The organism is Serratia ficaria (assembly GCF_900187015.1).
GTDB classification, from domain to species: Bacteria; Pseudomonadota; Gammaproteobacteria; order Enterobacterales; family Enterobacteriaceae; genus Serratia; species Serratia ficaria.
Genome location: NZ_LT906479.1, coordinates 3874313 through 3893104, shown reverse-complemented (window position 1 = coordinate 3893104; position 18792 = coordinate 3874313). Strand labels below are relative to the sequence as shown.

General features: G+C 63.2%; 12 protein-coding genes. 3 read left to right on the top strand and 9 right to left on the bottom strand.

What is annotated here, in order from left to right; all coding sequences use genetic code 11:
- Position 1 precedes the first annotated feature (1 nt).
- The 3 genes from mdtC to CKW09_RS18360 are packed head-to-tail and all read right to left on the bottom strand — an operon-like array spanning position 2 to position 7451.
- Complete coding sequence (gene mdtC / locus CKW09_RS18370; RefSeq protein WP_095098715.1) at positions 2-3082, bottom strand: multidrug efflux RND transporter permease subunit MdtC; 3081 nt, start codon at positions 3080-3082, stop codon at positions 2-4.
- Positions 3079-6198, bottom strand: a complete 3120-nt coding sequence (locus CKW09_RS18365; protein WP_061796600.1) for an MdtB/MuxB family multidrug efflux RND transporter permease subunit — start codon at positions 6196-6198, stop codon at positions 3079-3081. The genes mdtC and CKW09_RS18365 overlap by 4 nt, the downstream gene beginning before the upstream one ends.
- Positions 6198-7451 carry an MdtA/MuxA family multidrug efflux RND transporter periplasmic adaptor subunit gene (locus CKW09_RS18360; RefSeq protein ID WP_115939791.1) on the bottom strand — a complete coding sequence of 418 codons (1254 nt, stop codon included), beginning with the start codon at positions 7449-7451 and terminating at the stop codon, positions 6198-6200. The genes CKW09_RS18365 and CKW09_RS18360 overlap by 1 nt, the downstream gene beginning before the upstream one ends.
- A 268-nt stretch (positions 7452-7719) precedes the next feature.
- On the opposite strand from CKW09_RS18360, the gene CKW09_RS18355 reads away from it, so the two are divergent.
- Together CKW09_RS18355 and CKW09_RS18350 are read left to right on the top strand one after the other, a co-directional pair.
- Positions 7720-8673 carry an aldo/keto reductase gene (locus CKW09_RS18355; protein ID WP_061796604.1) on the top strand — a complete coding sequence of 318 codons (954 nt, stop codon included), beginning with the start codon at positions 7720-7722 and terminating at the stop codon, positions 8671-8673.
- Between the two features lie 67 nt (positions 8674-8740).
- Positions 8741-9358: a pyridoxamine 5'-phosphate oxidase family protein gene (locus tag CKW09_RS18350; protein ID WP_095098709.1), complete on the top strand. Its 618-nt coding sequence runs from the start codon at positions 8741-8743 to the stop codon at positions 9356-9358.
- 28 nt (positions 9359-9386) lie between these two features.
- Here the strand turns inward: CKW09_RS18350 and CKW09_RS18345 are convergent, their stop codons facing one another.
- Positions 9387-9950 carry a GNAT family N-acetyltransferase gene (locus CKW09_RS18345; RefSeq protein WP_061796608.1) on the bottom strand — a complete coding sequence of 188 codons (564 nt, stop codon included), beginning with the start codon at positions 9948-9950 and terminating at the stop codon, positions 9387-9389.
- A gap of 48 nt (positions 9951-9998) precedes the next feature.
- Positions 9999-11351 carry a molecular chaperone gene (yegD, locus tag CKW09_RS18340; RefSeq protein ID WP_061796610.1) on the bottom strand — a complete coding sequence of 451 codons (1353 nt, stop codon included), beginning with the start codon at positions 11349-11351 and terminating at the stop codon, positions 9999-10001.
- Positions 11352-11530: 179 nt separating this feature from the next.
- Between yegD and alkA the strand changes: the two genes are divergently transcribed.
- Positions 11531-13012, top strand: coding sequence for a DNA-3-methyladenine glycosylase 2 (alkA, locus tag CKW09_RS18335; RefSeq protein ID WP_061796683.1), 1482 nt, complete (start codon positions 11531-11533; stop codon positions 13010-13012).
- A 4-nt stretch (positions 13013-13016) separates the two neighbouring features.
- Here the strand turns inward: alkA and mgtE are convergent, their stop codons facing one another.
- The 4 genes from mgtE to ppk1 form a co-directional block, all read right to left on the bottom strand.
- Positions 13017-14450 carry a magnesium transporter gene (gene mgtE, locus CKW09_RS18330; protein WP_095098706.1) on the bottom strand — a complete coding sequence of 478 codons (1434 nt, stop codon included), beginning with the start codon at positions 14448-14450 and terminating at the stop codon, positions 13017-13019.
- Positions 14451-14556: 106 nt separating this feature from the next.
- Positions 14557-14736: a YfgG family protein gene (locus CKW09_RS18325; RefSeq protein ID WP_061796615.1), complete on the bottom strand. Its 180-nt coding sequence runs from the start codon at positions 14734-14736 to the stop codon at positions 14557-14559.
- 182 nt (positions 14737-14918) lie between these two features.
- Positions 14919-16469: an exopolyphosphatase gene (ppx, locus tag CKW09_RS18320; RefSeq protein ID WP_061796616.1), complete on the bottom strand. Its 1551-nt coding sequence runs from the start codon at positions 16467-16469 to the stop codon at positions 14919-14921.
- Between the two features lie 10 nt (positions 16470-16479).
- A complete protein-coding gene (ppk1, locus tag CKW09_RS18315) occupies positions 16480-18543 on the bottom strand; it encodes a polyphosphate kinase 1 (RefSeq protein WP_061796618.1) in 2064 nt (687 codons plus the stop codon).
- Positions 18544-18792 lie beyond the last annotated feature (249 nt).

Here is an 18792-nt window from a genome sequence, read left to right as displayed (position 1 = left end):
ATTATTGGGGCAACGGATCCAGTTTCTTGCCGCGGCGGAATTTCATCTGCAGCCGGTCAAAGTACAGGTAAACCACCGGCGTAGTATACAGCGTCAGCAGCTGGCTCATCACCAGCCCGCCGGCGATGGTGATGCCGAGCGGCTGGCGCAGCTCGGCGCCGTCGCCGCTGGTCAGCACCAGCGGCAGCGCGCCAAACAGCGCCGCCAGCGTGGTCATCATGATCGGCCGAAAGCGCAGCAGGCTGGCCTGGAAAATCGCCTCGCGGGCGCTGATGCCGCCGTTGCGCTGGGCGTCGAGGGCGAAGTCGACCATCATGATGGCGTTTTTCTTCACGATGCCAATCAGCAGCATGATGCCGATCAGCGCGATCAGGCTGAACGGCGCGCCGAACAGCTCCAGCGCCAGCAGCGCGCCCACCCCGGCCGAGGGCAGGGTGGACAGTATGGTCAGCGGGTGGATGTAGCTTTCATACAGCACGCCAAGCACGATATACACCGTGGCGATTGCGGCGGCGATCAGCAGCAGCTGGGATTTCAGCGTCTCCTGGAACACCTGCGCGGTACCGGCGAAGGCGCCGCGCACGGTGGACGGCACGCCGAGCTGGGTCATGGCGCGTTCAACCGCCGCGGTGGCGTCCGACAGGCTGCCGCCGTCCGGCAGGTTAAACGAGATGGTCGACGCCGCCGACAGCCCCTGGTGGTTCACCGACAGCGGCGCATTGGCCGGTTGCCAGCGGGCGAAATAAGACAGCGGGATCGCCTTGCCGTCGTTGTTGATCACGAACATCTTGTCCAGCGAGCTGATGTCCTGGGTATACGGCGGCGCCACCTCCATCACCACCTTGTACTGATTGAGCGGCTGATAGATGGTCGAGATCTGGCGCTGGCCGAAGGCGTTGTTCAGCAGGTTGTTGGCGTCGGCAACCGAAATGCCCAGCCGCGACATGGTTTCGCGGTCATAGATCAGGTCCATTTCCGAACCTTTGTCCTGCTGATCGGAGTTGACGTCCGCCAGTTCCGGCAGCGCGGCCAGCGCGCTGCGGATCTTCGGTTCCCATTCGCGCAGCGCGGCGAGGTCGTCCGCCAGCAGGCTGTACTGATAGCTGGCGTTGGCCTGGCGCCCGCCGACGCGGATATCCTGCACCGCCATCAGGAACAGGCTGGCGCCCGGCTCTTTCGCCAGCCGGGCGCGCAGCCGGGCGATCACCTTCTGCGCGTCGTCGCTACGCACCGACAGCGGCTTCAGCGAGATGAACATCGAACCGCTGTTGGTGCGCGAGCCGCCGGTAAAGCCGGTGACGTTTTCCACGTCCGGATCTTCGCGCACGATCTTCATGAAATCTTCCAGCTTAACGCGCATCGCCTGGAACGAAATGCTTTGGTCGGCCTGAATGAAGCCCATCAGCCGGCCGGTATCCTGCTCGGGAAAGAAGGTTTTCGGGATGCTGACGTACAGCCAGACGTTGAGCGCGATGGTGGCGAGGAACACCGCCAGCACCCAGCGCGAGTGGCCGAGCACCCAGTTCAGCGAGCGGCCGTAGCCCTGCTGCAGCGCCAGCAGCAGCTTGCCGAAGCCGCGCATGCGCCGCTGCGAACGCGGCGGCTGGTGGCGCAACAGGTAGGCGCACATCATCGGCGTCAACGTCAGGGAAATAATCAGCGACAGCCCGATCGACACCGACAGGGTGACGGCGAATTCGCGGAACAGGCGGCCGGGCAGCCCCTCCATCAGCAGCAGCGGGATAAACACCGCCACCAGCGACACGCTCATCGACAGCACGGTGAAGCCGACCTCCCGCACCCCCACCAGCGCGGCGTTGACAGGCTTCATGCCGGCCTCGACGTGGCGGGAGATGTTTTCCAGCACCACGATGGCGTCATCGACCACGAAACCGGTGGCGATGGTCAGCGCCATCAGCGACAGGTTATTCAGGCTGAAGCCGCACAGGTACATGGCGGCGAAGGAGCCGATCAGCGACACCGGCACCGCCACCGCCGGGATCAGCGTGGCGCGGCCGGAGCGCAGGAAGATGAATACCACCAGGATCACCAGCCCGATGGCGATCGCCAGCGACTGCTCCACTTCGGCCAGCGAGGCGCGAATGGTCGGCGAGCGATCCTGCGCGACGTTCAGCTGGATTGACGCCGGAATATTCTCCTGCAGCGCGGGCAGCTCGGCGCGAATGCGGTCGACGGTTTCGATGATGTTGGCGTCCGGCGCGCGGCTGATGGCCAGGATGATCGCCGGCTTGGCGTCGGTCATCCCGGCGTTGCGCACGTCCTGCACCGAGTCCTTGACGTCGGCCACGTCGCTTAACCGCACCGCCGAGCCGTTGTTGTAGTGAATGATCAGCGGGCGATAAACCTCGGCGGTTTTCAGCTCGTCGTTGGCCTGGATCTGCCAGCGCTGCTGCGGGTTTTCAAGGGAACCCTGCGGCCGGCGCACGTTGGCGTCGCTGATGGCCTGGCGCACCGCGTCCAGCGAGACGCCCTGATTGAACAGCGCGCTGGGGTTCAGCTCCACCCGCACCGCGGGCAGGGAACTGCCGCCGACCGAAACGTCGCCGACGCCTTCGGTCTGGGCTATTTTCTGCGCCAGCCGGGTGGAGGCGAAGTCATAAAGCTGGCCCTGGCTGTAGGTCTCCGAAGTCAGCGTCAGGATCATGATCGGCGCGTCGGACGGGTTGACCTTGCGGTAGCTGGGGCGGCTCGGCATGCCGGTGGGCAACAGGCTCTGCGCGGCGTTGATCGCCGCCTGCACGTCGCGTGCGGCGCCGTTGATGTCGCGGTCGAGGTCGAACTGCAAAATGACGCGGGTGCTGCCGAGCGAGCTCATCGAGGTCATCTCATTGACCCCGGCGATGCGCCCCAGCGCGCGTTCCAACGGCGTCGCCACCGACGACGCCATGGTTTCCGGATCGGCGCCCGGCAGCGAGGCGCTGATCGAGATCACCGGGTAATCGACCTGCGGCAACGGCGACACCGGCAGCAGGCGCAAGCCGATGATGCCGCAGATGGCGATGGCCAGCGTCAGCAGCGTGGTGGCCACCGGCCGGTGGATGAACAGGGCGAAGAATTTCACGGCAGCTCCTGCGTTTCCGGCTGGCGGCGGGTATTGCGCGCCAGTTTGTCAAACAGCAGGTAAATCACCGGCGTGGTGAACAGCGTCAGGATCTGGCTCATCACCAGCCCGCCGACCATGCACACCCCGAGCGGGCGGCGCAGCTCCGCGCCGACGCCGGTGCTGAGCATCAGCGGCAGCGCGCCGAGCAGCGCCGCCAGCGTGGTCATCAGAATCGGCCGGAAGCGCAGCAGGCAGGCCTGATAGATAGCCTCGTACGGCGTCAGCCCCTGCTCGCGCTCGGCGGCCAGCGCGAAGTCGATCATCATGATGGCGTTCTTCTTCACGATGCCGATCAGCAGGATGATGCCGATGATGGCGATCACGTCCAGTTCGCTGCCGGCCAGCATCAGCGCCAGCAAGGCGCCGACCCCGGCGGTCGGCAGGGTGGAGAGAATGGTGACCGGATGAATGAAGCTTTCGTACAGCACGCCCAGCACGATGTACATCGCCACCACCGCCGCCAGGATCAGCCACAGCGTGCTGCCGAGCGCCGCCTGGAACGCCAGGGTCGCGCCCTGGAACCGGGTGGTGATGTCCTTCGGCATGTTGAGGTTTTTCTCCGCCTGGGTAACCGCATCCACCGCTTCGCCGAGCGAATAACCGTCGGTGACGTTAAAGGAAACGGTGGTCGACGGGAACTGGTCGAGGTGGTTGACCGACAGCGGGCCGAAGCGCTCTTCGATTTTGGCGATGGCGCTCAGCGGCACCGTGGCGCCGTTGCTGCTGGTCAGGCGGATATCATTCAGCGCCGCCAGCCCCGGGGTGGTGCTGACGTCGTGCTCCAGCACCACCCGATACTGGTTGGCCTGGGTATAGATGGTGGAGATCAGGCGTTGGCCGAAGGCGTTGTACAGCGCGTTGTCCACGTCGCTCATGCTGATGCCGAGGCGCGAAGCCGAGTCGCGGTCGACGTTCACATAGGCCACCAGCCCCTGATCCTGCCAGTCGCTGGTGACGTCCGCCAGCTGCGGCGTCTGCTTCAGTTCGGCCATCAGCTGCGGCACCCACAGGCTGAGATCGTCCAGCGACATCGCCTGCAGGGTGAACTGATACTGGGTGCGGCTGACCTGGGTATCGATGGTCAGATCCTGCACCGGCTGCAGATACAGCTTCACGCCGGGGAACTGCGCCGTCTGCCGCTGCAGGCGGGTGATGATCGCCGGAATGCGGTCGCTGCGTTCGCTCAACGGCTTCAGGTTGATCTGCAGGCGGCCGCTGTTCAGCGTGGCGTTGCTGCCGTCGACGCCGACGAACGAGGTCAGGCTTTCCACCGCCGGGTCTTTGAGGATCTCCGCCGCCACCTGCTGCTGGCGTTCGGCCATATTGCCGAACGATACGGTTTGCGGCGCCTCCAGCGTGCCCTGAATGATGCCGTTGTCCTGCACCGGGAAGAAGCCTTTCGGGATCAGCAGGTACAGCAGCACCGTCAACGCCAGGGTGCTCAGCGCCACGCCGAGCGTCAGCCACGGGTGGTTGAGCACCGTTTTCAGCCATTTGCCATATTGCGCAATCACCCGATCGAAGAAGCGTTCGGAGGCGGCGGAAAAGCGATTTTGCTTGCGCAGCGATTCGTGGCTCAGCATGCGCGCGCACATCATCGGCGTCAGCGTCAGCGAGACCACGGCGGAGATCAAAATCGCCACCGCCAGCGTGACGGCGAACTCGCGGAACAGCCGGCCGACGATGTCGCCCATAAACAGCAGCGGGATCAGCACCGCCACCAGCGAGAAGGTCAGCGAGATAATGGTGAAGCCGATTTCGCCGGCCCCTTTCAGCGCGGCGTCGAGCGGTTTTTCGCCTTTCTCGATATAGCGCGAGATGTTCTCGATCACCACGATGGCGTCGTCCACCACGAAGCCGGTGGCGATGGTCAGCGCCATCAGCGTCAGGTTGTTGATGGAAAAACCGAGGAAATACATGGCGGCGAAGGTGCCGACCAGCGACAGCGGCACCGCCACGCTGGGGATAACGGTGGCCGGCACGTTGCGCAGGAACACGTAAATCACCATCACCACCAGCGCGATCGCCAGCAGCAGCTCAAACTGCACGTCGCTGACCGAGGCGCGAATGGTGGTGGTGCGATCGGTCAGCACCTTGACGTCGACCGACCTGGGCAGGCTTTTGATCAGCTGAGGCAGCATCTCGCGGATGCTGTCGGCGGTGGTGATGACGTTAACGCCGGGCTGGCGCTGGATGTTCAGCACGATGGCCTGCTGCCGGTTGGCCCAGGCCGCCAGGCGGGTATTCTCGGCGCCCTGTTCGATGGTGGCGACGTCCTGCAGCCGGATCGCCGCGCCGTTCTGGTAGGCGACGATCAGCTGGCGGTAATCGTCGGCCGACTTCATCTGGTCGTTGGCGGAAAGCGTCACCGAGCGGGTCGGGCCGTCCAGGCTGCCTTTGGCGGAGTTGACGTTGGCGTTGCTGATGGCGGCGCGAATGGTTTCGCTGTCCAGCCCGTAGGCGGCGACCGCGGCGGCGTTCAGCTTCACGCGCACCGCCGGGCGCTGGCCGCCGGACAGGGTCACCAGGCCGACGCCGGTCACCTGGGAAATTTTTTGCGCCACGCGGGTTTCCACCATGTCTTCCACCTGCGTCATCGGCATGGCGGAGGAGGTGACGGCCAGCGTCAGGATCGGCGGATCGGCCGGGTTAACCTTGCTGTAAATCGGCGGATAGGGCAGGTCGCTCGGCAGCAGGTTGGTGGCGGAGTTGATCGCCGCCTGCACTTCCTGCTCGGCGACGTCGAGCGGCAGCTCCAGCTGGAACTGCAGCGTCACCACCGAGGCGCCGCCGGAGCTTTGCGACGACATCTGTTTCAGGCCGGACATCTGGCCGAACTGGCGCTCGAGCGGCGCGGTGATGGCGGAGGTGACCACGTCCGGGCTGGCGCCGGGGTACAGCGTCACCACCTGAATGGTCGGGTAGTCCACTTCCGGCAGGGCGGATACCGGCAGGGCGCGGTAGCCGATGATCCCCGCCAGCAGGATAGCCACCATCAGCAGGGTGGTGGCGACCGGGCGCAGGATAAACAGGCGGGATGGTCCGCCGCCGGGATTGGGGGGCATCACCTGCATCAGGATTTCCCCTGAACGTCGGGTTTGCGCGTGGCTTTGGCCGCCGTCGGCGCTTCTTTCGGCGCCAGCACCTCCACCTGCATGCCTTCGGTCAGGCGGTCGATGCCGTCGGTCACCACCCGATCGCCGGCGTTCAGGCCGGCGCCGATCACCACCTGCCGGCTGTCCTGAATGCCGGTGGTCACCCGGTGCTTGCTGACCTTGTTGTCTTCGCTCAGGGTCCAGACGAAGTTGCCTTCGTTGCCCATCTGCAGCGCGGCTGTCGGGATCACCACCGCGTCATGCAGGGTGTCCACCTTCAGCCGCGCATTGACGAACTGGTTCGGGAACAGCGCGTCGTCCTCGTTGGTGAAACGCGCCTTCAGCTTGATGGTGCCGGTGGCGGTGTCAATCTGGTTATCCAGGCTCAGCAGCGCGCCGGTCGCCAGGCGGTTCTGATTGGTGCGGTCCCAGGCTTCGACGCTGACCGGGCCGGCCTTTTGCGCCTTGATCAGATCGCCGATGTTGCCCTCCGGCAGCGTGAACACCACGTCGATCGGGTGCGTCTGGGTGATCACCACGATGCCGGTGGTGCTGCCGCTGGTGATGTAGTTGCCGACGTCGACCAGCTTCAGGCCGACCCGGCCGTCGATCGGGGCGGTGATGCGGCTGTAGGTGATCTGCAGCTTGGCGCTGTCGACCGCGCCCCGATCGGCCTTGATGGCGCCTTCGGTCTGGCGCACCAATGAAAGCTGGGTATCCAGATCCTGGCGCGACACCAGGTTGGTTTTCGCCAACTGCTGATAGCGCGCCAGATCTTGTCTGGCGTTGGCCAGCGTCGCCTGGTCCTTGGCCAGCTGGCCCTGCGCCTGGGTCAGCTGCACTTCAAACGGCCGCGGGTCGATCTCGACCAGCAGATCGCCGGCCTTGACCTGTTGGCCCTCGGTAAAGTGCACCGCCATCAGTTGGCCGTCGACCCGGCTGGTGACGGTGACGGTATTGGCCGCGGTGGCGGTGCCCAGCCCGGAGAGGTAGCGCGGCACCGTTTGTCGGGTGGCGCTGGCCGCCTGCACCGGCGACATCGGCGCGCCGCGTCGGCCGCCCGCCGCGCGGCCGGCTCCGGCGTTGCCGGAGGCGTTCTGCGCCCCTGGCGCGGCCCCGTCGGCCGGTTGGGATGCGCTGAAGTGTCGCCAAATTAATACGGCGGCAATAGCCACGATGACGATCGTCAGCAGGCGCAGCATCAGGGAACGACGTGGGGGTTTTGCATTCATGGTGGCGAAAATTCTCTCCAAAAGGCAGGGGCGCGGGCACTCATTGCCACAAAAGTTACAATCCTTACAGGATACTAGTTTAGCCAGCAAAGACGGCATAAAAATGAAGGAAATATGGAGGAATCGTCAGCATTGTCCTAATAAATGGTTGAATTGAACATGCTATGTTTATAAGGGATTCGTTTCGGCTTATAGCCAATGCGTTTTGGCGTTCCTCCCCATTCAACGCTAATAATCAACCCACGAATTTTTCCCACAGGAGCAGGCAATGAGCAACAGAGAGCTGGGCCGTTCGGGCATTAAGGTGCCGGCATTGACCTTCGGCGGCAATGTGTTTGGCTGGACGGCGGATCGTCAGACGTCTTTCAGCCTGCTGGATGCGCTGGTGGAGAACGGGCTTAATTTCATCGACACCGCCGACGTCTATTCGAGCTGGGTGCCGGGCAACCAGGGTGGCGAATCGGAGACGGTGATTGGCGAATGGCTGCAACACAGCGGCAAGCGCGACCGGGTGATCATCGCCACCAAGGTGGGCAAGCCGATGGGCGAAGGCAGGCAGGGGCTGTCGCCGCGCTATATTCGCCAGGCGGTGGAGGACTCCCTGCGCCGCTTGCAGACCGATTACATCGATCTGTACCAGTCGCACGATGACGATCGCGACACGCCGTTGGCGGACACGCTGGCGGCGTTCGATGAACTGATCAAGGCGGGCAAGGTGCGGGCGATCGGCGCCTCCAACTATCAGGCGGATCGGCTGGAAGAGGCGCTGCAGATCAGCGAACAGCGGGGGCTGGCGCGCTACGAAACCCTGCAGCCGGAGTACAACCTCTATGCGCGCGAAGGGTTCGAAAAAACGCTGGCGGCGGTCACGCAGCGCCACGGCCTGGGGGTGATCAACTTCTTCTCGTTGGCCAGCGGTTTCCTGACCGGCAAATACCGCAGCGCGCAGGACGAGGGCAAAAGCCAGCGCGGCGACCGGATCGTCGCCCAGTACCTGAACCCGCGCGGGTTCGCCATCCTGGCGGCGCTGGATCGGGTGGCGGAAAAGCACGGCACCTCGCCGGCGCAGGTCTCGCTGGCCTGGCTGATCGCGCGGCCGGAGATTACCGCGCCGATCGTCAGCGCCACGTCGTTGCCGCAGCTGGATGAATTGGTCAGCGCCACGCGCCTGCGGCTGGATGCCGAAGATATTCAGATATTGAATCAGGCCAGCGCCTGGTAAAGCCGATTGCCCGACGGCAATTTTGCTCTATCCTGAATGGGTCACTGTGACCCATTCAGGAACTGCAATGCAAAGCGATATTATCAACGATCTTGCGGCGCTGGAGCAGCTGTACGGCCAGCCGGCCGCGCCGTCGGTGTTCAAAGAAGTCAGCTATATTCACCCAATCTATCGACCCTTTATCGAAGCGGCGCCGTTCGCCGCGCTGTCTACCGTCGGGCCGGACGGGATGGACGTTTCGCCGCGCGGCGAAACGGCCGGCTTTATCCATATCGAAGACCAGAAAACCCTGCTGCTGCCGGACCGGCGCGGCAACAACCGCATCGACAGCCTGCGCAATATTCTGCATGACGACCGGGTGGCGCTGCTGCTGCTGATCCCCGGCATCGGCGAGACGTTGCGGATCAACGGCCGGGCGGAGATCCTGGTGGCGCCGGCGGTGCTGCAGCGCTTCGCCCACCGCAATATGCTGCCGCGTTCGGTGCTGCGCATTCGGGTGGAAGCGGTGTTTTTCCAATGCAGTCGGGCGATACTGCGTTCCGGATTGTGGGATGAAGCCAGCCGCCTTGAGCGGTCCGCCTTGCCCAGCACCGGCAGCATTCTGGCCGAGGTGAGCAAAACGCGGTTCGATGGCGAAGAATACGACGGCGCGCTGCCGCAGCGGCTGCGGGATACGCTGTACTAACCGCTGCCCGGCAGCCCGGAAAGCACGATCAGCATGTTTGCTCCCGCCATTGTTGCTTGCTCAACCGGTACAATACATGCTTTTGCAGCGGATGGCCTGCGGGCAGGCGCGGGTGCAGGAAGGTTTCGCCGTCGAAGCGCATGCCGATGCGTTCCATCACCCGGCGTGAAGGCAGATTGCGTTCGGCGGTAAAGGACACCACCTCCGGCAGCTGCAGCCGCTCGAACGCGCAGGCCAGCGCCGTGCGGGCCGCTTCGCCGGCGTAGCCCTTGCCCCAGTGCGCCGCCGCCAGCCGCCAGCCGATTTCCACGCAGGGGGAGCAGGGCAGATCGCCCGCCGGAATGGCGAGCCCGACGAAGCCGATAAAGGGCGCGCCGCGTTTTACCTCAACCGCCCACAGCCCCCAACCGCGCTGGCGCATAACATGGCGGATGCCTGCGGCCTGGGCGTGGCTTTGCTCGGCGGACATAACGGCGGGGAAATAGCGCATGACCTGCGGATCGGCGTTGAGCGCGGCGAACGCCGGCACGTCCTCATCGCGCCACGGGCGCAGGATCAGTCGGTCACTGCGCAGGGATATGGGGGCGGACATCGGCGGCCTCCTTAAGACGGGGGCGCGGCAGGCCGCGCCCCATGGCGATTAGCGGAACAGCGTTTGCGCCCAGCGCGCCAACCCGGCGGTCACCGAGCCGAAGTCGTTGCCGCCGACGATCGGAATGCCCGGCAGCTGTTGTTGCAGCGCGGCGCGCAGCAGCGGCGAACGGGCGCTGCCGCCGGTCAGGTAGATCACCTGCGGCGCGCTCTGGCTGCTGGCCAGCGCGGCGTTGACCTGTTCCTGAATGCGCATCAGCGGTTGCGAAATGGCCTCGGCGAGCTGATGCTGGCCGATGGTTTCCGCCAGCTCGGGCTGCACGAAGGCCAGCGGCGCGCTGACGCTCTGCTGGCCGGACAGGGCGATTTTACTCTCCTCGGCCGCGCGCACCAACCGATAGCTCAGGCGCTGCTGGTGCACCTTGAGCAGGCGTTTGACCTTCTCCGGCTCGGCGGCGTCGCGGATCAGGTCGCGCAGCATGCGCCCGTTGGCGGAGCTGTAAAAATCCATCTGCGCCGGCACGTCGTTGGTCGCCACCGCATTCCAGTAGGGCAGCGCCGGCAGGGCGATGCCCTTTTCGGTTTCGCCGCCCATGCCGAACAGCGGCATCAGCTGTTTGAAAGCCAGCATGATATCCAGATCGTTACCGCCGACGCGGCAGCCGCTGTGTCCCAGCAGGCTTTGCTGGCGGTCGGCGCGATCGCGCCACTGCGGGCCCATCAGCAGCACCGAGCAGTCGGTGGTGCCGCCGCCGATATCAACCACCAGCACGGTTTGCTCTTCGCTCAGCGTCGCTTCGAAGTCCAGCCCCGCCGCCACCGGCTCGAACTGGAATTCGATGTCCTTAAAGCCGGCGCGTTCGGCGGCGCGCTGCAGAATGCCCTGTGCCTGGCGGTTGGCTTCTTCGCCGCCGATGCCCTGGAAGTTGATCGGCCGGCCGATCACCGCCTGATCGATGCCGGTCTGCAGCTCGCTTTCCGCCTGGCGCTTGATGTGGAACATCATGGCGCACACCAGGTCTTCAAACAGCGCGATCTGCTGCGGTTTCAGGCCGTTGGCGCCGAGGAAGGACTTCGGCGAGCGCACGAAATACACGTCTTCCGGATCTTCCACATACTGCGCCAACGCCTGCAGGCCAAACTGCAGGCTGTCGCCGCCGACCGGGATGTCCTCTTCGCGGTTGTAGCTTATCGCCCGGCGCAGCAGCTGCTGGTTTTCTTCGCTGCCGGTCGGTACCTGCCAATGGCGATGCAGGCACTCGCTCACCGCTTCGCGGGACGGTGCGCACAGCATCGACGGCAGATACGGCTCGTTATTTTCCAGCGTCAGCAGCTCGGGGCCGTTGTCGCGCATCACTGCGACGGAACAGTTGGCCGTTCCATAATCGAATCCAATAAACATGTCTTTTCTCAGTCCCCATGCCAATGAAGGGGGGCGACTTTACCCGAGACTGCGCCGCCGGGCAACGTGCCTATGCCCGAGTGTGGAAAAATTTAGCGCCGGGCGCGGCGGCATGCTTAACTTAGGAGCACATCTTGATGTCCGAATTCCGCACGTCAGCGCGCCAGGCGGGCGCCATAATGCACAAAAAACTGACCCCGAGCGTTGCCATGAATTATTCACAACAGGCGTTCTACGAGGCATTGCGCGCCCGCGACCGCAAGTTTGACGGCCGTTTCTTCGTCGGCGTTTCCTCTACCGGCATTTACTGTCGTCCGGTATGCAGCGCCCGCACGCCGAAGATTGAAAACTGCACCTTCTACCCGAGCGCGGCCGCCGCCGAGCTGGCGGGTTTTCGCCCCTGTCTGAAGTGCCGGCCCGAGCTGGCGCCCGGCCTGGCGCTGATCGATCTGGGCAACCGTTACGCCCAGGTGGCGGTGCAGCTGATCGAGCAAGGCTATCTGTCTGAGCACAGCTGCGAGCAACTGGCGGCGCGATTGGGCATCTCCGATCGCCATCTGCGGCGCATCTTCGCCGAGCAGTTCGGCGCTTCGCCGATCGATTACGCCCAGTCGCACCGTTTGCTGCAGGCCAAACGGCTGCTGGCCGATACCGATCTGCCGCTGAGCGAGGTGGCATTCGCCGCCGGTTTCGGCAGCCTGCGACGCTTCAACGAGCTGTTCAAGGCGCGCTACCGGCTGATCCCCTCGGCGCTGCGCAGCGGCCGCAACGCACGCACCGCCGCCAGCGGGCTGGTGTTTCATTTGGGGTATCGGCCGCCCTATGACTGGCCGCGGATGCTGAACTTCCTGCAGGCGCGTGCGGTGCAGGGCGTGGAGAGGGTGGAGGGGCGGCAGTATCTGCGCTCTATCGCCGTCAGCCTGGGCGGAACGGAATACCGCGGCTGGATCAGCGTGCAGCCGGAGGAGGCGCACAACCGGGTGCGGGTAGAGATAGCGCCGTCGCTGAGCCGGGCCACCACCGAAGTGCTGCGCCGCATCCGCCAGCTGTTTGACCTGGACGCCGCGCCGGACCTGATAGCCCAGGCGTTGGGCGCGCTGGCCGCCGATGCGCCGGGCCTGCGCCTGCCGGGCTGCGTCAACAGCTTTGAACAGGCGGTGCGCGCGGTGTTGGGGCAACTGGTCAGCGTGAAGATGGCGGCGACCTTCGCCGGCCGCATGGCGGAGCGCTGGGGAACGCCATTGGAACAGCCGCAGGACGGCATCACCCACGTGTTCCCAAGCGCCGAACGGGTGGCGCAGCTGCAGCCGGAAGCGCTGCGCCCGCTCGGCGTGCAGCTGAAGCGCGCGGCGGCGCTGATTGAGATCGCCAGAGCGCACGGCGAAGGGCGGCTGCAGCTCGATAACGTGCTGGATATCGAACAGGGCATCAAGGCGCTGACCGCGTTGCCGGGCATCGGCAGCTGGACCGCCAGCTATATCGCCATGCGCGCCTGGTCATGGCCGGACGTGTTCCTGGCGGGTGATTACCTGATCAAACAACGTTTCCCCGGCATGACGCCGCGCCAGATTGAGCGCTATGCCGAGCGTTGGCGCCCGTGGCGCTCCTACGCCACGCTGCACCTGTGGCACAACGACGGCTGGGCGCCGCTGGCGGAATAAGCGGTTAAAGCAGAAATACCGTGGCGAGGCCGAGGAAGATAAAGAAGCCGCCGGTGTCGGTCAGCGCGGTGATCAGCACGCTGGAGCCCACCGCCGGATCGCGGCCCAGCTTGAGCATGGTCATCGGGATCACCACGCCCATCAGCGCCGCCACCAGCAGGTTGAGGATCATCGCCAGCGTCATCACGCCGCCCATCGCCAGATCGCCATACAGCAGCCAGGTGACCACGCCCATGATGCCGCCCCACACCACGCCGTTGATGATGGCGACCCCCAGCTCTCTGAGCAGCAGGCGCGAGATGTTGCCGACCTCGATCTGGTGCAGCGCCAGCGCGCGGACGATCATGGTGATGGTCTGGTTGCCGGTATTGCCGCCGATGCCGGCGACGATCGGCATCAAGGCCGCCAGCGCCACCAGCTGCGAAATGGTGTGCTCGAACAGGCCGATGACCCGCGAGGCGATAAACGCGGTGCACAGGTTGATGGCCAGCCAGGCCCAACGGGTTTTCACCGCCTTGCTGACCGGCGCGAACACGTCTTCTTCCGGGCTCAGGCCGCCCATGCGGCGCAGGTTGCTGTCGCTTTCCTCGTTGACCGCATCCACGATCTCTTCAATGGTCAGGCGGCCCATCAGCTTGCCTTTGGCATCGACCACCGGCGCGCTGATCAGGTCATAACGTTCGAAGGCGCCGGCCGCTTCGTCGGCCTTTTCTTCGGGCAGGAAACGGGCGGGGTCGCTGTCCATGACCTCCCGCACCGGCGTCTCCGGGTCGTTCAGCAGCACCGCGGTGAGCGGCAGTTCGCCCAGCAGGGTATTCTTGCGATCGGTGACGAACAGTTTGTCGGTGGCGTCCGGAATGGTTTTGCGCATGCGCAGGAAGCGGTGCACCGCGCCGAGGGTGACATCCGGGCGCACCGTCACCAGTTCGAAATCCATCATCCAGCCGACGGTGTCCTTGCCGTAGTGGATCATCTCGCGCACCTGGGCGCGCTGTTCCGGCTCCAGCGAGGTCAACAGGCGGCCCATCAGGTTGCGCGGCAGGTATTGCGCCAGGTAGGCCTGCTCGTCGACGTCCAGCGTTTTGATCGCCTTGAGCAGGTCTTTGTCGCTCATCTCTTCGATCAGGCTGTCCCACACCGGTTCGGCCACTTCCACCAGCGTCTGGCCGCGCTTGGCGTTGCCGACCAGCCGCCACAGCGCCAGGCGTTCGTCCTGCGGCAAGGCTTCCAGCAGGTCCGCCAGGTCGGCGGCGTGCATGTCGTCCAGCAGGCCGGTGATTTCCGCCGTCTGGTTCAGCAGTTCGCTCTTGCCGAGCGAGTTTTCATCCCCCGGGCGGCCGAGAATGCCGTCGACCAGATCCTTGTTGTTTAACAGCAGCGAAAGAATGCGCTGGCGATGTTCAGCGACTTTTTTGACGTTATGCGTAGCGGCAGACATGGTATTCCTTAACGGGCACTCGGGTTCCTTACTGGGGCTCTCTCAAAGATAGAGCATAGCGAGCGCAGGAGTCATTTTTATGAAACGGGCGGGCGCGTTGGGCGCTTCAGGGCGAGCTGTCCGGCTTTTCTCCACTGACTTCGGTGGCGTTTTGATACGGGGCGAGCTTCTTTTCCTGATGATGGGGCACCGCCACCACGGCGGCGTACAGCAGGCGGCCAACCAAAATGATAAAGCTGATAAACAACACGATCTTCGTCATTTGTCCGGTGGTCTTTTTACGCATATATCACCCGGCATGCGGTTTCCTGTGTTGGCTGATGGGGGAAATTGTAACCGGAATTTTAGGGGGCGATGACAAAAATTGTCTATTTATTTCCGGCACGCGGCGCGGCGTATTAGGGTTTCGTTTAGGTTGACGGGACGAGGGCTGAAAGAAAAACCCCCCGGCTGGCAGGGGGCGGGGGATCAGGCTGAGCGCTGTGCGTCCTGCGAGCCTTCTTCCTCGATCATCAGCTTCCAGCCGACGACGTCGTTCCAGTAGGCCTGCTCGCGTTCGAAGTCCAGCTGCACCAGGTTGTTTTGCGTCAGATAACCGTTCGGGAAACGCAGCGTCCAGTGATTGTCGTCGGTGCTCAGGCGCAGCGTCTCGGGCGTGGTGGTCGACTGGCGCTGGTTGTTGAGCAGGGTGCTCAGCCGCAGCAGCTGGATCAGCGGCAGGTAATGCTTTTTCTTGAACAGGTTCAGGCGCGGCAGCTCTTCCAGCTTGATGCCCTTGCGGTGGAAGCGCACCAACGCCGCCAGCAGCAGCTGCTGTTCCTGGTTGAAGCCCGGCAGGTTGGAGTTCTGCAGGATGTAGGCCGAATGGCGGTGCATGCCGCTGTGGTTGATGCTCAGCCCCACCTCGTGCAGCATGGCGGCCCACTTCAGCAAGGCTTCCAGCTGCGGATGCACCAGCTTGGTATTCTGCGCCATCCATTGTGAATACAGCAGTTCGGTGGTTTCCAGCACCCGCTTGGCCTGTTCGCGGTCGATATTGTAGTGATCGGCCAGGCTTTTGGCGGTACGGCTGCGGATGTCCTGATGGCGGAAGCGGCCTTCCATTTCATACAGCACGCCCTCGCGCAGCGCGCCGTCGGACAGGCGCAGATCGCGGATCGCCAGCGCGTCGAATACCCCGCACAGGATGGCCAGCCCCGGCACGAACACCGACTGGCGGTCTTCCGACAGCCCCGGCAGGCTCAATGCGTTGAAGTTTTTGAACTGCAGCACCTGATCGGCGAGCATTTCCAGCCGATCCAGCGTGATCAGGCCGTCTTTTTCGCCCATCGCCACCAGCACTTCGTGCGCGGCCTTGATGGTGCCCGAGGCGCCGAGCGCGTACTGCCAACCCTGAATGCGGTACTGCCAGGCCAGGGTTTCCAGCTTCTGCGCCGCGGCAAGGCGCGCGCGGCGGAAGTTGTTCTTGCTGATTTCCCCGCCCGGGAAGAACATCTGGGCGAAGCTGACGCAGCCCATGCGGCGGCTTTCCGCCAGCAGCGGTTCGAAATCTTCGCCGATCACCAGCTCGGTGGAGCCGCCGCCGATGTCGATCACCAGCTTGCGGCCTTTCTCCGGCTGGGTGTGCTCCACGCCCATGAAGATCAAACGCGCCTCTTCCTGGCCGGCGATGATTTCGATCGGGTAGGGGATGACCTTGGCGGCGCGCTTGAGGAACACCTCGGCATTCACCGCCTGGCGCAGGGTATGGGTGCCGACGATGGTGACGTTATCGGCAGGGAAGCCCTGCAGCCGTTCGGCGAACAGCGCCAGACAGGCCAGGCCGCGTTCTATTGCCTCTTCACTGAGCACATTGTTGCTGTCCAATCCATCGGCGAGGTGCACCCGCTGTTTTAAACGGCCCAACACCTGTAAGGCGCCGTTGACGACGCGGGCTATCACCATGTGGAAGCTGTTCGACCCGAGGTCGATGGCAGCGAATTCCTGCGGTTTGTTCGTTGCGGTGCTTTTTAGCGGCATAGTTGCTGGCCTACTGTCCCGGTTGTTCCAGAGCTTTTAAATACTCGTAAATAGCCACCTGTGAGCGCACCTTGCGGCGGTTGCCGCGCGGCACGTACTGGTTGCTCAGTTCTTTATCTAGATAGCGGGCTTTGACCGTATCGCTGAACAGGATCTCCAGAATGTCCAGAACGCGCTGTTTCAGCGTCGGATCCAGCAGCGATACCGCCACTTCGATGCGGTAATCTATGTTGCGGGTCATCCAGTCCGCGGAGGACAGATACACCCGTTTGTCACCTTTGTTGTCGAAAACGTACACCCGATCGTGTTCCAGATAGCGGTCGACGATGCTGATCACCTGGATATTGTCACTGATCCCCGGCAGGTTGGGAATCAAAGAACACATGCCACGCACCAGCAGGCGTATTTTTACGCCGGCGCCCGATGCGGTATATAACCGATCTACCAGCCCTTTATCCACCAGATTGTTGATTTTCAGCATAATGCCGGCCTGTTCCCCGGCCTGGGCGTTGGCGATTTCGTTGTCGATCAGCTCGTACAGCTTCAGCCGCGAGTTCTGCGGCGATACCATCAGGTTGTCGAAGGTAACCGGGCGATACGGGTTCTCGATAAAGTTGAACACCCGGCGCACTTCGTTGGTAATGCGCGCGTCGGCGGTCAGCAACGAATAGTCGGTGTAAATGCGCGCGGTCTTTTCGTTGAAGTTGCCGGTGCCGATATGAGCATAGCGCACAATTTGGTCGCCTTCACGGCGCGAGATCAGGAACAGCTTGGCGTGAATTTTCAGCCCCGGCGCCGAGAAAATGACGTGCACCCCGGCTTCGGTCAGGCGCTTGGCCCAGTGGATGTTGGCCTCTTCGTCGAAGCGCGCCTGCAGCTCGACCACCACCGTGACCTTTTTGCCGTTGTGCGCCGCGTGGATCATCGATTCGATGATGCGCGAGTCTTTCGCCACGCGGTAGATATTGATTTTGATCGCCAGCACGCTCGGATCGAACGACGCCTGGCGCAGCAGTTCCAGCACGTGCTCGAAGGTGTGGTACGGGTAATACAGCAGCACGTCCTGTTCGCGGATGGCGTCGAAGCCGTTGCGGAAGCGGTCGAACCAGATATGGCGCAGCCGCGGCAGCGGCTTGTTGACCAGGTTGGCCTTGCCGACGTTCGGGAAGCCGATGAAGTCTTTGAAATTATGGTAGCGGCCGCCGGCGATCACCGAATCGTAGTTGGAGATGCCGAGCTTGCCGCGCAGCAGCTCCACCATCTCGTTCGGCATGTCGCGCTGATAAACGAAGCGCACCGGCTCGGCGGTGAGACGCTGCTTCAGGCTGGAGGACATCAGTTCCAGCAGGCTGGACTCCATCTCGGTCACCAGATCGTATTCCGCATCGCGGGTCATTTTCATCGAATAGGCGTTGAGCGCGTCGTAGTCGAAGAAGCCCTTGAAGATGTCGTCCAGGCAGTAGCGCAGAATGTTGTCCAGCAGGATCATCGGCTTGCGGCGGCGCGGCGCTTCCGGCGGCAGGTTGACGAAGCGCGGTACCTTGTCGGACGGGATTTCCAGCAGCGCGTAGTCGATGCGCGCGCCGCGGATAATTTCCACCGCCAGATAGGTGTAATCGTCTTTCAGGAACTGCACCAGATTGGTGTCGTGATTGATCAGGATCGGCGTGATGTGCTGACGCAGATGCTGTTTGAAATATTGCCGCAGCCAAATTTGCTGGTTTTCGGACACCTGGCGTTCGTTGATCAGGAAGATTTGATTGCGCGCCATTTCCAGCAGCAGATCGTTATACAGGCTGTCGAATTCTTGATCGGTTTTTAATACCTTGGCCTGGATCTTTTTCAGCAGGTGGCGCGAGGCGCCGGCGGAGCCTTGCTCTTCGCTGATCAGGATACGCCGCTTGAGATCGGCGAAGCGGACCTTATAGAACTCGTCGAGGTTGTTGGAGTAAATGCCCAGAAAACGCATGCGCTCAATCAGGGGATTGCTCTTATCTGCGGCTTCCTGCAACACGCGTTCATTAAAGGATAACCAGCTTAGTTCTTTTTCGATGTAGAGCTTTTCCTGACCCATTGCCACTCCAGTTCAATTTTAGAAAAGGATCCGGGACGCAGCGCCCGGATGCCGCTCTATTGTCCTGCATCATTATTGCGAGAGATTGACAGGAAAGTCCAACATATCCATTGCGTTGGCGCGCGGCATTTTATCGCGCCGAAAAGTTTTCGGCGGCGGGAGGAAAGTGCGGCGCGCCGGAGCGCTACAAAATGATGGCCGTCGCGCTCGTCATGGGGGGAAGAGGGTGGGATTGCCATCATTTTTCAG

Coding starts and splice junctions, on each gene's coding strand:
- CKW09_RS18365 (WP_061796600.1), bottom strand. CDS start 6,198: ATGCAGGTGATGCCCCCCAATCCCGGCGGCGGACCATCCCGCCTGTTT.
- CKW09_RS18360 (WP_115939791.1), bottom strand. CDS start 7,451: ATGAATGCAAAACCCCCACGTCGTTCCCTGATGCTGCGCCTGCTGACG.
- CKW09_RS18355 (WP_061796604.1), top strand. CDS start 7,720: ATGAGCAACAGAGAGCTGGGCCGTTCGGGCATTAAGGTGCCGGCATTG.
- CKW09_RS18350 (WP_095098709.1), top strand. CDS start 8,741: ATGCAAAGCGATATTATCAACGATCTTGCGGCGCTGGAGCAGCTGTAC.
- CKW09_RS18345 (WP_061796608.1), bottom strand. CDS start 9,950: ATGTCCGCCCCCATATCCCTGCGCAGTGACCGACTGATCCTGCGCCCG.
- yegD (WP_061796610.1), bottom strand. CDS start 11,351: ATGTTTATTGGATTCGATTATGGAACGGCCAACTGTTCCGTCGCAGTG.
- alkA (WP_061796683.1), top strand. CDS start 11,531: ATGCACAAAAAACTGACCCCGAGCGTTGCCATGAATTATTCACAACAG.
- mgtE (WP_095098706.1), bottom strand. CDS start 14,450: ATGTCTGCCGCTACGCATAACGTCAAAAAAGTCGCTGAACATCGCCAG.
- CKW09_RS18325 (WP_061796615.1), bottom strand. CDS start 14,736: ATGCGTAAAAAGACCACCGGACAAATGACGAAGATCGTGTTGTTTATC.
- ppx (WP_061796616.1), bottom strand. CDS start 16,469: ATGCCGCTAAAAAGCACCGCAACGAACAAACCGCAGGAATTCGCTGCC.
- ppk1 (WP_061796618.1), bottom strand. CDS start 18,543: ATGGGTCAGGAAAAGCTCTACATCGAAAAAGAACTAAGCTGGTTATCC.